This window comes from Halocatena halophila (assembly GCA_027563145.1).
Taxonomy (GTDB): Archaea; Halobacteriota; Halobacteria; order Halobacteriales; family Haloarculaceae; genus Halocatena; species Halocatena halophila.
Genome location: CP071306.1, coordinates 163109 through 178297 on the forward strand (window position 1 = coordinate 163109; position 15189 = coordinate 178297).

Annotated in this window: 14 protein-coding genes; 5 read left to right on the forward strand and 9 right to left on the reverse strand. The window is 57.7% G+C overall.

The features are described 5' to 3' along the window. Nucleotides 1-303 precede the first annotated feature (303 nt). Both thiC and JXQ78_RS00850 read left to right on the forward strand, forming a co-directional pair. Nucleotides 304-1707 carry a phosphomethylpyrimidine synthase ThiC gene (gene thiC, locus JXQ78_RS00845; protein ID WP_407934028.1) on the forward strand — a complete coding sequence of 468 codons (1404 nt, stop codon included), beginning with the start codon at nt 304-306 and terminating at the stop codon, nt 1705-1707. A 208-nt stretch (nt 1708-1915) separates the two neighbouring features. Next, nucleotides 1916-2740, forward strand: a complete 825-nt coding sequence (locus tag JXQ78_RS00850) for a hypothetical protein (RefSeq protein WP_330631583.1) — start codon at nt 1916-1918, stop codon at nt 2738-2740. A 242-nt stretch (nt 2741-2982) separates the two neighbouring features. On the opposite strand, the gene JXQ78_RS00855 is transcribed toward JXQ78_RS00850, so the two are convergent. Continuing rightward, nucleotides 2983-3225 carry an acc operon protein gene (locus tag JXQ78_RS00855; RefSeq protein WP_330631584.1) on the reverse strand — a complete coding sequence of 81 codons (243 nt, stop codon included), beginning with the start codon at nt 3223-3225 and terminating at the stop codon, nt 2983-2985. Then, the gene (locus tag JXQ78_RS00860) at nt 3222-4772 is read right to left on the reverse strand and encodes an acyl-CoA carboxylase subunit beta (RefSeq protein WP_330631585.1); all 1551 of its coding nucleotides are present in this window, start codon (nt 4770-4772) and stop codon (nt 3222-3224) included. The genes JXQ78_RS00855 and JXQ78_RS00860 overlap by 4 nt, the downstream gene beginning before the upstream one ends. 112 nt (nt 4773-4884) lie before the next feature. Between JXQ78_RS00860 and JXQ78_RS00865 the strand changes: the two genes are divergently transcribed. Further along, the gene (locus JXQ78_RS00865) at nt 4885-5508 is read left to right on the forward strand and encodes a uracil-DNA glycosylase family protein (RefSeq protein ID WP_330631586.1); all 624 of its coding nucleotides are present in this window, start codon (nt 4885-4887) and stop codon (nt 5506-5508) included. Nucleotides 5509-5518: 10 nt separating this feature from the next. Here JXQ78_RS00865 and JXQ78_RS00870 read toward each other — a convergent pair whose 3' ends face one another. The 5 genes from JXQ78_RS00870 to JXQ78_RS00890 form a co-directional block, all read right to left on the reverse strand. After that, entirely contained in the window at nt 5519-6874 is a 1356-nt protein-coding gene (locus JXQ78_RS00870) for a sodium-dependent transporter (RefSeq protein WP_330631587.1), read from the reverse strand. 273 nt (nt 6875-7147) lie between these two features. After that, nucleotides 7148-7855: an SDR family oxidoreductase gene (locus JXQ78_RS00875; protein ID WP_330631588.1), complete on the reverse strand. Its 708-nt coding sequence runs from the start codon at nt 7853-7855 to the stop codon at nt 7148-7150. A 30-nt stretch (nt 7856-7885) separates the two neighbouring features. Then, nucleotides 7886-9136, reverse strand: coding sequence for an MFS transporter (locus tag JXQ78_RS00880; RefSeq protein ID WP_330631589.1), 1251 nt, complete (start codon nt 9134-9136; stop codon nt 7886-7888). A gap of 106 nt (nt 9137-9242) precedes the next feature. After that, nucleotides 9243-10094: a winged helix-turn-helix domain-containing protein gene (locus tag JXQ78_RS00885; protein WP_330631590.1), complete on the reverse strand. Its 852-nt coding sequence runs from the start codon at nt 10092-10094 to the stop codon at nt 9243-9245. A gap of 1 nt (nt 10095) precedes the next feature. Continuing rightward, complete coding sequence (locus JXQ78_RS00890) at nt 10096-11052, reverse strand: NADPH:quinone reductase (protein ID WP_330631591.1); 957 nt, start codon at nt 11050-11052, stop codon at nt 10096-10098. 187 nt (nt 11053-11239) lie between these two features. On the opposite strand from JXQ78_RS00890, the gene sucC reads away from it, so the two are divergent. Continuing rightward, entirely contained in the window at nt 11240-12379 is a 1140-nt protein-coding gene (sucC, locus tag JXQ78_RS00895) for an ADP-forming succinate--CoA ligase subunit beta (protein WP_330631592.1), read from the forward strand. After that, entirely contained in the window at nt 12379-13248 is an 870-nt protein-coding gene (gene sucD, locus JXQ78_RS00900; protein ID WP_330631593.1) for a succinate--CoA ligase subunit alpha, read from the forward strand. The genes sucC and sucD overlap by 1 nt, the downstream gene beginning before the upstream one ends. Nucleotides 13249-13362: 114 nt before the next feature. Here the strand turns inward: sucD and JXQ78_RS00905 are convergent, their stop codons facing one another. Both JXQ78_RS00905 and JXQ78_RS00910 read right to left on the reverse strand, forming a co-directional pair. Next, nucleotides 13363-13815, reverse strand: a complete 453-nt coding sequence (locus JXQ78_RS00905) for a hypothetical protein (RefSeq protein WP_330631594.1) — start codon at nt 13813-13815, stop codon at nt 13363-13365. Between the two features lie 231 nt (nt 13816-14046). Further along, on the reverse strand, nt 14047-15138 hold the full coding sequence (locus JXQ78_RS00910) for a helix-turn-helix transcriptional regulator (protein WP_330631595.1): 1092 nt from the start codon (nt 15136-15138) through the stop codon (nt 14047-14049). Nucleotides 15139-15189: the final 51 nt, after the last annotated feature.

Sequence of the window (15189 nt, forward strand, 5' to 3'; positions counted from 1 at the left end):
TAGTGTGATTCGAACTCAACCGTGCCATTTTGGAATGAGCATTCCACAGTCATCGCACACCAAACAGCCGTCCTCATACCGATTTCCACTGTAGTTCGTCACGTTCCCGCTCCCACACTCAAAACACTGTTTGAAATCTGTCACTACCAGTATATGGCTGTTCACGTATAAATCATTTCCTACCTGTGATAATTGGTATCATAATACTCCTGGGTGGATCGATATTGCTGAATGAATTTTCGTTAATTACTCGACCTTTCCCATGCCAATATTTATTACTCAGTGATACCACTAGGTGTTTTGATGACGCAACTACAGCGTGCTCGTGCTGGTGAAATCACGCCGGAAATGGAGCGGGTGGCCGAGCGAGAGAACCGGGAGCCATCGTTCGTTCGCGAGCAGGTCGCAACCGGACAGGCGGTTATTCCGGCGAATCACGCCCACGATTCGCTCGATCCGATGATCATCGGTCGCGAGTTCGCAACGAAGGTGAACGCGAACATCGGTAACAGTGACACTACCTCGAGCCTCGAAGAAGAGGCAGAAAAGCTCCACACGGCGGTCCACCACGGCGCGGACACCGTGATGGATCTCTCGACGGGAGAGGACTTACACGCAATCCGGGAGATGAACGTCGACCGATCGCCCGTTCCGGTCGGGACGGTCCCGATTTATGAGGCACTCAAACGGGCAGGCGATGTTGAGTCGATCACGCCGGAGCTGCTTCTTTCGGTAATCGAGACACAGGCCGAACAGGGCGTTGATTACCAGACGATCCACGCGGGTGTGTTGATGGAACACCTTCCGCTGACGGAGGGACGGACCACAGGAATCGTCTCGCGAGGTGGCTCAATTCTCGCACAGTGGATGGAAACTCACGGCGAGCAAAATCCGCTCTACACCGAGTTCGAGGCGATCTGTGAGATCTTCGCCACCCATGATGTGACGTTCAGCCTCGGCGATGGCCTCCGACCGGGGAGTCTGGCGGATGCCAGCGATCAGGCACAGTTCGCCGAGCTCGACACGCTCGGAGAGCTAACAGCGGTTGCACAGGACCACGGCGTCCAGGTGATGGTTGAAGGCCCAGGACACGTTCCACTGGATGAGATCGTCGACAACGTCGAACGCCAGCAATCCGTCTGTGATGGAGCTCCGTTCTACGTTCTTGGACCGCTCGTAACGGATATCGCCCCCGGATACGACCACATCACGAGCGCAATCGGGGCGACCGAGGCTGCGAGAGCGGGCGCAGCGATGCTCTGTTATGTTACTCCCAAAGAACACCTCGGGCTTCCAGAGGAGGAGGATGTTCGTGAAGGGCTCGCAGCCTATCGGATTGCGGCCCACGCGGCGGATGTCGCCAGCGGACACCCGGGTGCCCGCGACTGGGACGATGCGCTCTCTACGGCCCGCTATGCGTTCGACTGGCGGCGTCAGTTCGACCTGTCGCTAGATCCAGAACGTGCCCAGTCCTACCACGACCAGACGCTCCCGGGCGACAATTATAAGGAGGCCAGATTCTGTGCGATGTGCGGCGCGGAGTTCTGCTCGATGCGTATCGATCAGGATGCGCGTGATGCTGGCGACCTCGACGATCTCGATTCGAAAACCGAGTCGGTCGATCTCACGGCTTCGTCGGCCGCAGAGGTAAACCTTCCACCGGTTGGCACCCACGAGACCGACCAGTCCGTCCCGGGCGACGACTAGCAGACACGTAGAAACACATTTGGTGGCGCAGAAACAACCCTCAGGCGATGTCCAAGAAAGTACTCGTTGCGTTCGCCTTGATCGCAGTCATTATCGGCGCAGTCGTTCTCAAAAAGTAGCGAGACGAGACTCGCCACGACATACGGACGCTGGTCGCACCAACGGAGCGAACGAACGACTTACCCCATCGCTCCTCCAATCCGTCAGTATGTACGGTGTCGTCACCCGTAACGAGGGCGAACTCCACTGGCCGGCGTTCGATACCGCGTTTTTTGAGGCCAAATCCGTTAGCGGACGCGCCGAACAGCCCCAGCCGGATGTCGTCAATATGGTGTCGTGTTTCGCGGACAACGCCACGGCTCGCGACTCTCCGGCACTCGTCCCAGTGAGCGAAACTGGCGAGCGGGCCACTCGAGAGCAGCCGTATTTCGACTGGGCGCACATCTGTCCAACGCACGACCGATACCGCGAGGGAGTGTTGGCAACGATCGAAGAGTGTGTCGCGGTCAGTCCCGATCTCCGACTTGATGACGTGGGCTTTCCACGACCGGAGTACTGCCACTGTGATCGGTGCAATCAGGCATTTGGCGACAGCGAGTTCACGGACAGATTTGCCTGGCGACAATCGGTCATCGAATCGTTCCTCCAGGACGTTCGCGATATCGTTCCCGGTCGGCTGTATCTCACGCTCTATCCGGATCCGTATCCCGGCCATCTCCAGAAACGAACCGGGATCGATCCAACAGCGCTCGAAATGATCGATGAGTTCGTTATTCCGATCTACGACATGGCCTATTCGACCACCTACTGGCTCGAATCGCTCGCCAAGGGCTTTGTTTCCCGTCTAAAAACACCGTTCAGCATCGAACTATATGCCGTCGATGTCGACGTGGATGCACTCGGAAAAGCGACGACGGTCGCACAGGCGTACGCAAAAGACGTGCTGTTTGGTTACGATGCCAGCAACGCCCAGGCAACGATTCGACGACTCGATGCTGACGCCCGGGATGGAAAATCGTTCTCTCACACGTAGCCCGATGGCGTCCGTGTCGTTTTGTTATAGCCACAAAACACTTATAGGAATACGTTAGTTCTCTAATTGGATCGGGCGTAGTTGGACACAATCCCCCCAAGACTGACATCCCTAGGCTCTGTTGCCGACTGGTCCGGCAAACAAGCCTCTCATCTCTGTGTCCGACGTTCCGATTCCTCCCCCCTCTCTCACCGTGGTTTTATTCTCGTCTTTCGGTGGGCTCTGCCCACCGATCTGCTTTCTTAAAGCCGACTGGCTGCAGTCCAACTGTCAGCCGGTGCAGATTGTGGCACTCGACGCCCACGTACACCGGTCGCTTCGAGTCGCCCGATGAACTGCCACGGATCGTTCGCCCAGCCAGCCCGCGCTTTGTCCCCATCGGACTCGGTGGCTCGCATCGATTGAACGTGCTGGAGGATGGCAGCCGTGATCACCGCGCCTTCGGAGTCGCTGACCGTCGTCGGGCGGTTGATCGAGACGTTCATAGTGGGATGTTGCCGTGCTTTCTGGATGGTTGTTCTTTGCGCTTCGATCGCAACATCTTCAGATCAGCTATCAACCGCTGGCGTGTCGCTGGTGGTTCGAGCACGTCATCGACGAAACCACGGTCGGCTGCGGTGTATGGGTTCGCAAACGCGTCACGATACTCATCGATGAGCTCCTGTCGGCGGGCCTCGACGTTCTCAGCCGCCTCTAGCTCGTCGTCGTAGAGGATGTTCACCGCACCTTGCGGGCCCATCACGGCAATTTCTGCGGTTGGCCAGGCGTAGTTCACGTCCGCTCCGATGTGTTTCGAGGCCATCACGTCGTACGCACCGCCGTATGCTTTCCGGGTGATTACCGTCAACAGTGGGACGGTCGCCTCAGAGAAGGCATAGAGAAGCTTTGCTCCGTGTTTGATGATCCCGTTGTGTTCCTGGTCGGTGCCGGGCATGAAACCTGGTACGTCCACGAGCGTCACGATCGGGATGTTGAACGCATCACAGAACCGGACGAATCGTGAGCCCTTCAGACTCGCGTCGATGTCGAGCGTTCCGGCGTTCGCTCGGGGCTGGTTGGCCACGACACCGACGCTGTGCCCGTCGAGCCGGCCAAAGCCGGTGATGAGATTCCGGGCGTACTCGGATGCCACCTCGAAAAAGGAATCGCTGTCGACGATGTTCTCGATCACCGCAGTCATGTCGTATGGTTTCTGTGGCTCGTCTGGGACCAGCTCCAACAGCTCTTCGGGTTGGCGGTTCGGATCGTCCCACGGTTCGACGCGTGGTGGGTCCTCAACGTTGTTCTGTGGGAGATACGAGAGCAACAGCCGAATCTCATCGAGCGCCTGTTGCTCTGCGTCGGCCGAGAACTGCGAGACACCGCTTTCGCTGGCGTGTGTTTGTGCACCACCGAGCTCTTCGAACCCGACCTCCTCACCGGTGACCGTCTCGATCACGTCGGGGCCGGTGATGAACATGTGGCTCGTCTCTTTGACCATAAAGATGAAGTCCGTAATCGCGGGTGAGTAGACCGCCCCCCCAGCACAGGGTCCCATGATCGCCGAAATCTGTGGTACGACGCCGCTTGCTTTTTGATTCCGGTGGAAGATGTCGGCGTATCCCGCGAGCGATTCGACGCCTTCCTGAATCCTGGCCCCTGCAGAGTCGTTGAGCCCGATGATTGGTGCGCCCACTTCCATCGCTCGATCCATCACCTTACAGACCTTCTCGGCGAACACTTTCCCGAGCGATCCACCAAAGACCGTGAAATCGTGCGCAAAGACGAACACCGTCCGACCATCCACCTCGCCGTAGCCCGTCACCACACCATCGCCGGGAATCTTCGTCTCTCCCAGGTCGAAGTTATCGGAATCGTGCGTCCGGAGTTGGTCGAACTCTTCGAACGTTCCGTCATCCAGAAAGTACTCAACCCGTTCGCGGGCGGTCATCTTTCCTTTCTCGTGCTGAGCATCGATTCGGTCTTGGCCTCCGCCGAGGCGTGCACGTTCTTTTCGTTCGCGTACGTCCTCGATTTTCTCGTCCATGGTCATAGCTGATTGGTGGAGTTTTCGCCAGGATCCGCAAAAGGATACCGAACCGGAAAGCTTCTCGGAACACTGTTCGAACCGAGTGAAATTTAGCGTTCCTCCCCTAGGAGGCTCTGTGGAAAACGTAACTGATCGAACGAGCAATCCATTCGGCATGTCTCCGCCGTGTGGGTCGTTCGTGCCGGGCTATGGCGACGCAAATGCGGATTTTCACGTTATCGGCGACCATCCGGGGGTTCACGGCGGCACAGAGTCGGGTGTGCCGTTCACCAGCGATTCGGGGCTCAAACTCCAGCGGGCGCTTTTCGAGGCCGGTATCGTTGAGTCGCCTGGCGTGCGTCCGACGCTCGGCCAGACGTTCTTTTCATATCTTCATTTCTGTGTTGCCGATGGGACGCCAACAGCTGCTTCCTACACCGACCTGGAGCGGTTTTTCGACGCCGAACTCCGCGCGATTGCAGCGCACGTCCTGTTACCCGTCGGTGAGCGACCCACACGCCACGTGCTAGAGACGTTTACCCCCCGTTCATTTGCTACAACGTCGATGGCGGAGCTCCACGCCACGGAGATCCGTGGCAGTGGCTTTCTCGTCTATCCAATCCGTGAACCGGCTGCGTGGTCTGACGGGGACCGAGCAACGCTCATCTCTACACTGGAGTCACTGCAACGACACCAGTACGAACGCCAGGCGGATCTTGGTCGGTTCCTTCCGACCGACACCACCTATCACGTCAGATAGCGCACACCGTTCACTGCAGCGGCGGTGGAACGTAGTACGTTCCGGTCTCAGCCGTGATGAAGAGATCGTGGAGGTTCAACAACACCACGACGATGACGGCTACCAACACGAACGTTCGCAGTCCCCAGAGCCATGTTTTTGCGAGTGTAGGGCTCGCAAGACCCTTTTGCAGCTCCTCGACCGCAGTGTTGCCCATGATCCAGCCAACGAAGATCACCACGAACAGCACTGCCAATGGGAGAAGCAACGAGACGCCAATGTTGTCGAACCACGTGAGCCAGGCGGTGTCCCAGGCCGAGAGCGTTCCAAGGAGGAACGCTACCCCACCAATTCCTAGCGTCGCGTACAGTCGCGGAATATCGAACTCATCGACGACATAGGCAACCGGTGCTTCGAGCAAACTGATCGCCGAAGAGAGCGCTGCGATCAGCACGACGAAAAAGAAGATCACACCGAGGAGCTGTCCGAACCCACCAAATTTCGAGAGTGCGATCGGAATTGCGACGAACACCGCACCGGGACCGCCACCTGCGCCGGTCGCAAACGTGTTCCCTACAAACAACAACGGGAGCACGACCACGCCAGCGAGAATCCCGACGAACGTGTTCGTGATGGCAATCGAGATCCCATCGGTGGCAAGATCGTCATCGTCGCCCAGATAGGACGCGTAGGTGATCATCACACTGAACCCAACAGACAGTGAGAACAGCGCCTGTCCTACTGCAGCTGGAATAATCGTCGTCGGTTCGTCGGTGATAGCCGAAAAGTCAGGATTGAAGAGGAACTGATACCCTTCCATTGCACCCGGCTGGAAGAACGTGTACACCGCCAGGCCGAGCAAAAAGAGCACGATCGAGGGAACCATCAGCTTTGTTGCCGTCTCGATCCCGCGCTCGACGCCCAGCGCAACGATCCCGATCGTGATGAGCATGAACACCACGTGCAGAATGATCGCCCCCTGTCCCATCGAGACCGCAGAAAAGTATTCGCCAGTGTTCTGAAACGCCGAGCCAGTGGCGCTGCCGAAGATGTAGCGAATCACCCAGCCACCGATCACGCTGTAGTACGACAGCGTCCAGAAACTCGCCAGAACACCAATTGCGCCGATAAAGCGCCACGATCCATGTCCGATCTCTCTAAACGCCCCGATGGCATCTACCTGTGCCCGACGCCCGATCACGAACTCCGCGAGCAACGCCGGGAGCCCGATCACGACGATCGCGATCAGGTAGATGACCAAAAATGCCCCACCACCGGAGTCGGCGGCGAGAAACGGGAATCGCCAAATGTTACCTAAACCAACAGCACTCCCCACGGCTGCCAGAATGAATCCAAGTCGAGTTGTCCAGGTCTCTCGTTCAGCCATTAACATTTGCTCGAGCGAATGAATCTATTTAAACTCCACGATACGACACGTGGCAACCTGTCCCACAGTGCCAGTGGAGTAATAATTCAAAACCGCAGTATGTAGACCATGATATGCCGAATCAATCAGAACATCATCAATGTATATTTGACAGGTTAGAACAAACACGTGTTTAGATATGGTTGTCGGATATATTTGTACTAATTGCCGAACGATAATCTGGGATCGAACAAAATTCAGTTGTATTTTCAGTATAAAAGGGTCGAAATAGCCCTACGCCTCGCCATACACGGGGATGGCTGCTCCGCTTGTCACCGTGGTGGCTGGAGAACAGAGGACGGCGATCGTCTCAGCGATATCTGCTGGGTCGACCCATTTTTCATAATCAGCATCTTCCATTGCGTTTCGGTTGGCTGGCGTATCGATCACGCTGGGCATGACGGCGTTCGCCCTGAGTTCGCCAGACTGTTCTTCGGCGATCGTTTCGATGATTCGTCGAACACCGGCTTTGGCGGCCCGATATGGGCCATCGCCCTCTCCACCCTCTAGCGAGGCGCGCGCAGAGACGGCAACGATCGACCCGTTCGTCCGTTGTAAACTCGGAATGGCGTGTTTTGCCGCCAGAAACAGCGTCCTCAGGTTGACGGCGAACAGTTGTTCGAAGGTGTCGATACTGGTTTCCTGAATTGGTGTTCCTCCCTGCCACATGCCAGCGATCGAACAGAGTGCGTCGAACTCGCCGTGGTCATCTTTCATTGTTTCGTACGCCTGAACAACGGATGATTCGTCAGTAAAATCGGCCTGGTAGAACTGCGCGCGCTTTGGAAGCGCATCAACGTCATTCTCCTCAACGATGTCGGTTGCACAAACAGTCGCACCAGCAGCCGTAAACTGCTCGACAACGGCCGTTCCGAGGGTGCCAGCCGCTCCTGTGACGACCACCACTTCGTCGGTGAAATCCAATTCGACGGATCGCGCCATATGTTTCTCTCAATCTATCGCAGAATAAATCTAGGGCGACAATGAACTGTTTGTGAGTCCGTAGCGCTGTGGATCGAGCGCTTCGATCGGCCCGAGCGTTCGCAATCGCGGGTGTCCAGCCCAGAGCACTGCGAGTCCAATCATTGCGATTCCTCCACCTGCGATGACGGTCTGGACGCCCCAGAGTTCACCGAGAAGGCCCCCACTAAGCGAGCCGATCGGCATCGCTATCACAGAGGCCGATCCCATGATCGAACTCACGCGACCGACCAACGGTTCGGGGACGTGCGTCTGGACGATAGCGCTGAGAAGCACGTTGGTGATGCCGGCCGGCACCAGCGAACAACAAAAGAGCACCACCGTCGCTGGCAGCCAGTGGATCGCAACGCCGGCCAGCCAGCAACAGCCCCCGAACGTGAATCCGACGACGATCAGTCGCGAGAGCGAGAACCGTTTCGCCGGTTCAGCGGACAGCGCACCGAGCAATAGCCCACTGGTGAGCCCAGCGAGCAATAGCCCGTACGCGCTCGATCCACCAACGCCGTCGGCGAACGCTGGCAGGACGGCCATCGCGGCCGCTAACAGACCGTTGACGAACGCTGCAACCCCAATGAACGCCACGAGCACCGTTCCCCGCACGTAGTTCAACCCGTCCAACAGGCGGGTCCGATACGACGGCTGTTCGCCGGTGCTCGAAGGGGCCTCGTCCGCGGGTGGGATCGAAAGCGAGCCGAACAGCAGGCCAGTTCCGAGAAACGAGAGCACGTCGAAGACGAACGCCGTGATCGGTGAAAAAATCGCGATCAGCACGCCGCCAAGCGCAGAGAACGCTGCGTCCGTCCCCTGGTAGGCCGTCGAAAACGCCGAGTTTGCGCTGACGAGCTCATCTTCGGCGACAATCCGTGGGAGTGCAGCGCTCTGTGCGGGATACACGAACTGACTCGCCATCGCCACGATCGGCATTACCACCAGCACCACCGTAATCGTCAGCTGGCCGGTCCAGTACACGATCGGAATCACCAGCACGACGAGCCCCTGGAACAGCTGGCTCCAAACGAGCACCCGACGAAGCGACCACCGATCCACCAGCGGCCCGGTCAGAAACTGCAGTGCCTGTGGAAACAGCGTCAAAAACCCCGCCAGGCCGGTGTACACCACAGAGCCGCCGAGATCATACACCAACGCCATCGCTCCAATGTAGTAGAGGCTGTCGCCCGCGTTCGATAGCAATCGACCGATGAACAGCCGCCGGAACGTCACGTTCTGAAACAGAGCTCGCATATGCCGACGGTCAGTCCACAGCGCAAAAGATGTTAGCAGAATATCATTTCTGTAATAGACTAGACCGAACCATGCTTCTGTTGGATTTGTTGGGTATTCCTGTGGGTCACTCGGCGTGAGTCGTCCCGTCGGCCTCGATCGTGACGTCGAGTTGCTCGTCCGCGATGGCAAATCGAGTCCGAGCAGTCAGTGGATCGGTCTCGACGATCGTCGTGGTGGTGTCACAGACCAGTGGGAGCTCAATCAATGGTGTTCGAACGAGATCGACCCCGTGGTCGTGGAAGAATCCGACGACGGCTGGTTCGAATACGAGAAATTCGCTGATCGACGTGAGGAGCGTGCGCCCACACCGATCGCAGCGACACTCGACGAACGGCCCCTCGAAATCGACGAGGGTGGTGTCGTTCGTGAGTGCAACGGTGAGCGTTCCCGCACAGTTCAGACAGAGCGAGCCAACGGCCGCACGGAGCTGTGCACGCAGCCAGCCGTCGATGCCGTTGAGCAGCTCGTCATCATCGCGCACGCGTAGCATTCCCGGCGGTAGCGGGAATGTGATCTCTGCTGTGAACGACTCACACTCCGGACAGCCGATCGAGAGCTGCTCATCGTCATAAATAACCGGAATCGATCCGCCACAGTCCGGACACGGCGCGTTGAGTGTGAACTCGCGGCGTCCGCCCCGATCGTGGTAGACGCCACGCAAAACCGCACCGACCAATCGATTGCCTGCGGTCGTGAGTGAGTACGTGCCCCCGTTGGACTTTCTGATGAAGGTGCCGACGAGACGTTTTAGATGGTAGTTGAACTGGCCGCTGTCGGCCACGTCCACGCGCGCTCTGAGCTCGCCGAAGCTGAGCCCATCCCCCCCAGTGTCAGAAAGCACTTGGAGGATCGAAAGGCGGGTTCCGTCGCTCACCAGCGCGAACGCCTCATCTGCATCCATGGCCGTCTGAGTCATTTCACGGGACAAGCACGAGCTTGCCGAGGAAACTTTCTTCGAGCACGTCTCGCTGGGCGGCATCTGCATCCTCGAACGTGTAGCTCCGCTCGATCTGTGGAACCACATCGCCACTGTCGAGCAGTGCCGCCACCCGTTCGAGGATCGCACTCATATCGGGCGCGTTGAACAGCGTCATGAACTGATATCGAACGTCCTTGTTCTTTGCCGTGTTAACCGATGTGAGCGAGGCTTCGTTGGTAGCATTGCCGATGCAGACCACGCGAACGCCGTTTGCACCAACGTCGGCATCGAACTGGAGATACTCGTCGACGAACGTCTCTAGAATCACATCTGGCGCGCCAACGTCGGTGATCGCGCCGGCGAGATCGTCGCGGTCGTAACTGAACACGTGATCGGCTCCGAGCGATTCGAGTCGATCGTGATACGGTTCACGCGCGGTCGCGAGCACGCGAGCGCCCATCGACGCCGCAAGCTGCACCGCAACATGACCGACGCCACCATTTGCTCCCTGGATCAACACCGTTTCAGTCGCCGTGAGCGCCGCGTGATCGACGAGTGCACGCCAGGCCGTTCCGACGACGACGCCGGCAGCAGCCCCCGTCTCGAAGGAGACGCCATCCGGCAACATTGCCACCTGATCGACTGGCACAACGACTTCCTCGGCGTAGCTTCCGGATCCATCACCACCGAGTCCGGTGGCAAACACGCGATCGCCGGACTCGAACGCCGTTACCCCCGCTCCGACCGCAACAACCTCGCCGGCAAGATCTGTGCCAGGAATTGCCGGCAACTCCGGAACCGCGTACTCCCCGCTCCGGAAGTAGGTGTCGACCGGATTGACGCCGGCCGCACGGACCGACACCAGCACCGTTCCGGCCGAGGGCGTCGGTGACTCGATCGACTCACACTGTAACACCGATGGACTGCCGTGCTCGTGAAATTGAACTGCACGCATACTCGGACAATCGGCTGCTACGATATAACAAATTGGGACAGATCCAACTGCATTCACAGCGAACAAACCGACGATCGACCGGGTAGCGAGTTCCTTCCCAGGAAGGCGTCGAATCCTTCATGAAAAAACACCATGTCCAACGACAAATGGACTGGATTTATGCACACGACGACCGACCCAGTATATGATGAAGCTTCATGAGCATCAGGCGAAGGGAGTGTTCGCAGAAGCGGGCATTCCGACGCCGTCCTCACAGCTCGCAACGAGCGTCGAGGAAGCCGTCGATGCGGCCGATTCGATCGGATATCCCGTCGCCATCAAAGCGCAGGTCCACGTCGGTGGACGCGGAAAAGCAGGCGGGATCAAACTCGCAGAAGACGAAGCCGAGGCCCGTTCGGCGGCAGATGCGATTCTCGGAATGGATCTGAAGGGACTCACTGTCGAGTCCGTACTAATTGAAGAAGCCGTTGATTTCACCAACGAACTGTATGTTGGCGTCACGATGGACCGGTCCGCTGGAAAGCCAGTGGCAATGGTGTCGGCCCGGGGCGGCGTTGACATCGAGGAGGTCGCTGCGGAAGCCCCCGAGGCGATCGTTCGCGAACACATCGATCCGGCGTTTGGCATGCATCCGTATCAAGCACGCCAGGCGGCGTTCAAGGCCGGACTTGGCGAGGTAGCAACCGACGTTGCGCGCGTCCTTTCGACGCTGTACGATCTCTGGGCTGCAAAAGACGCAACCTCGATTGAGGTCAACCCGCTGATGGTCACGGCGGATAACGAGATTATTGCTGCAGACGCCGTGATGAATATTGACGACGACGCGCTCTTCCGACACGACGATCTCGAAGCGATGGAAGACGAGGCCGCTAACGACGATCTCGAACGGAAGGCCAACCAGTACGGCTTCGATTACGTTCGACTGTCGGGTAACGTGGGCATCATCGGCAACGGTGCCGGCCTCGTGATGACCACACTCGACATCGTGGATTACTACGGTGGTGCGCCGGCAAACTTCCTCGACATCGGCGGTGGCGCGAAAGCAGAGCGAGTTGCCAACGCGCTCGACATGGTGTTCTCCGATGAGAACGTCGATTCTATCGTCTTCAACATCTTCGGTGGCATCACTCGCGGCGACGAGGTGGCCAAAGGAATCAACGAAGCGCTCGAACAGTTCGAGACGATTCCAAAGCCTGTCACCGTACGACTTGCGGGCACCAACGCCAGCGAAGGCAGAGAAATCCTGAACACGGAACTGGTCACCGTCGAGGAAACGCTCGAATCGGCCGTCCAGGACGCCGTCGAAAACGCAGAGGGGACAAACTAATGAGTGTACTCGTAGACGATGACACGCGCGTCGTAGTACAGGGAATCACCGGTGGGGAAGGAAGTTTCCACGCCCAGCAGATGATCGAGTACGGCACGAACGTCGTGGCAGGAGCGGTCCCAGGCCGCGGCGGTGAGACCGTCCATGACGTGCCAGTGTACGACACGCTCGAAACTGCAACGACCGAACACGACGCCAACGCTGTCGTCGTGTTCGTTCCACCCGCCTTTGCTGGGGATGCGATGTTCGAAGCGCTTGACACTGACGTTGATCTTGTCGTCTCCATCACTGAAGGTGTTCCACAACAGGACATGGCACGGGTCTACCGCCGCCTTGGCGAGACTGATACCCGACTCATCGGCCCGAACTGTCCGGGGATCATTACGCCTGGACAGGCTAAACTCGGCATTCTTCCGGGCAACATCTTCGAATCGGGCAACGTTGGACTCGTCTCGCGCTCGGGGACGCTCACCTACCAGGTTGTCGATAATCTCACTCAGCGTGGGATCGGGCAGTCGACCGCCATTGGTATTGGTGGCGACCCGATCATCGGCACGGATTTCATCGACGCGCTGGCGTTGTTCGAGAACGATCCCGCCACGGACGCCATCGTGATGTGTGGCGAGATCGGCGGCGAAGACGAAGAAGCAGCCGCTTCGTACATCGATAAAAACGTTTCCACCCCGGTTGTCGGCTTCATTGCCGGTCGAACCGCACCGCCTGGCAAACGGATGGGCCACGCCGGAGCGATCGTCAGCGGCTCTGGAACGGGCACAGCAGAAAGCAAAATTGCGGCACTCGACGACGCTGGCGTTCCCGTCGGCGATACGCCGTCCGCTGTGGCTGATTTCGTCGAAGAAACGCTTTGAGCCGACGCTATTATTTTGTCTGTCGTACTGTTGGTGTGCGATTTAGTCCGCAATAATCGTCGTTCAAATATCCTCTCCTCTCCGACAGGCGGTCGTATCGAACGGAACAGGAGCCTACGTGCTCGTTGGCCGATGGATAATGTGTGGCTCGGTGACAGTCTCCGGTTCGGGGTCGTCCGCACTTATGACAATCGCAACGTCGACTTCAGTGGAGACCTCCCGGTCGGTATCGACGTGCTCTGCGTGGCAAGTGAGATACACCTCGGCAATCTCACCGTCGTCGATTTCTGTCTCCCAGTCGAGATCGTACTCGCCGCTCCCCTCAATGAACTGCTGTGGGGACAGAGTCTCGTGAAAATCGCTGATATCATCGATGTCGGCGAGGTTGTCGACGTGAACGTGGTCGACCACCGTCGATCCAACAACCTGGTTGAGACAGGTCTCGGCCAGATCGTCGACCGTTTCGAGAAACCCGGTCACCCGGTCTTCCCAGAGCCACTCTGCCGACTCTTTGTCGCCCGATTCCTGCTCGTCCGTATCATACCCGTCTGCCTCCGTCGATTGCATGCGTACACTCACCCCGAGAGCCGTACTCGAATCGCAGTCGAGGTAGCTAACACTCGTGTGTGACTCTCGTGGTATATTCCATGAACCCATTGCATAAATACCTGCCTTTCTGAACAAAATAATCGTATAGTCGAGAATGATGTCCAGAATCGACAGATGGCAACGCCTTCCTACTAGTTGGTTATATGATGTTTGACGACGATTCCCACGATTTTTCCCAGGTGTTGTGGGTTAGCTGTCCTCAAAGGGTGAACGGACGGCGTCCGGTTCGTTGCCAGCGAGGCTGATGATGTTCTCGCGGCCGACCCGAAGTTTGCTGATCTTATCGTCCTCGTCCATATCGGAAAGTAGCATGCTCACTTTTGATTTCGACCAGTTTGTGGCTTCAACGATCTGCACCTGTTTCATTCTGCCACCGTTTTCTTTGAGCAGCGCTACGACTCGATCCTCGTCGGTCATGAGATCGGCGTCGGTGATCGATGACTCGGACTCGTGTCGAGCAGGCGGCGCTTTTTCGCCCTCGGATTCGGTATGTCTACGCTGGAGCAGATCTGTGCGACGGACAGCTATCACTGCTGCCAGCAGGAGAAATCCGACCGCACCACCGATGAGCTCCCATGGAAGGCCATCGTTCGTGGTGCCTTTCACATACTGACCCTGTGTTCCAGCACGCACAAAAACGATCTTCGGCCGTTTATCGTAGAACACACGGCCTCCACTCGTTCCCGTATACGTGATTGTATCTGTAGAACGCTCATCGGGCTTTGGAGTGACTGATTTGACCGTAAGATTCTCACTCCAGGTGAGTTCGAACCGTTGGTCCTGTCCGAGAAACAGCCCACTGTCGAACACGTCGCTGACGGTGTGTTCATTTCCCTGCTGTTGTGTGAAGTTCGTCCAGACGAACGAAAGCTCGACGACCCCTGAGTTGTTGAGCCGACCGAGGTGTGCGTCATACTGAAATTCTGTGGCGTTCATCGTCCGCCCGGTCAGATTACTGTTCGTTTGCGTCAACTCCCGTGCGTTGGTCGTGAACTGGCGCTTTAGTTCGTTGTTTGGCGCGTTGTTGAACTGCTCTGCGAAGGCCAGAAACTGCTCGCGCTCATCGCCAGACGGTAGATCGCGTCGATACAGGTGTGTCCAGCGCGCCGATCCGTTCTCATAGACGTGTACGGAGAACGTTTTCCGACCGAACTCTTCGTCTTCGAGAAGCGAGGGATCGTCGAAACTCGGCGACTGGTGAGCGACCGGTCGGGTGTCGGCGACCGGTGACACACCCATCGCAGTGATCACGAGGGCCACTGCGGCGACCAACCGTAGCATCGTTCGTTACTCTTCACGTGGGGATATAAAACAGGTGTGACTTGTCGATGG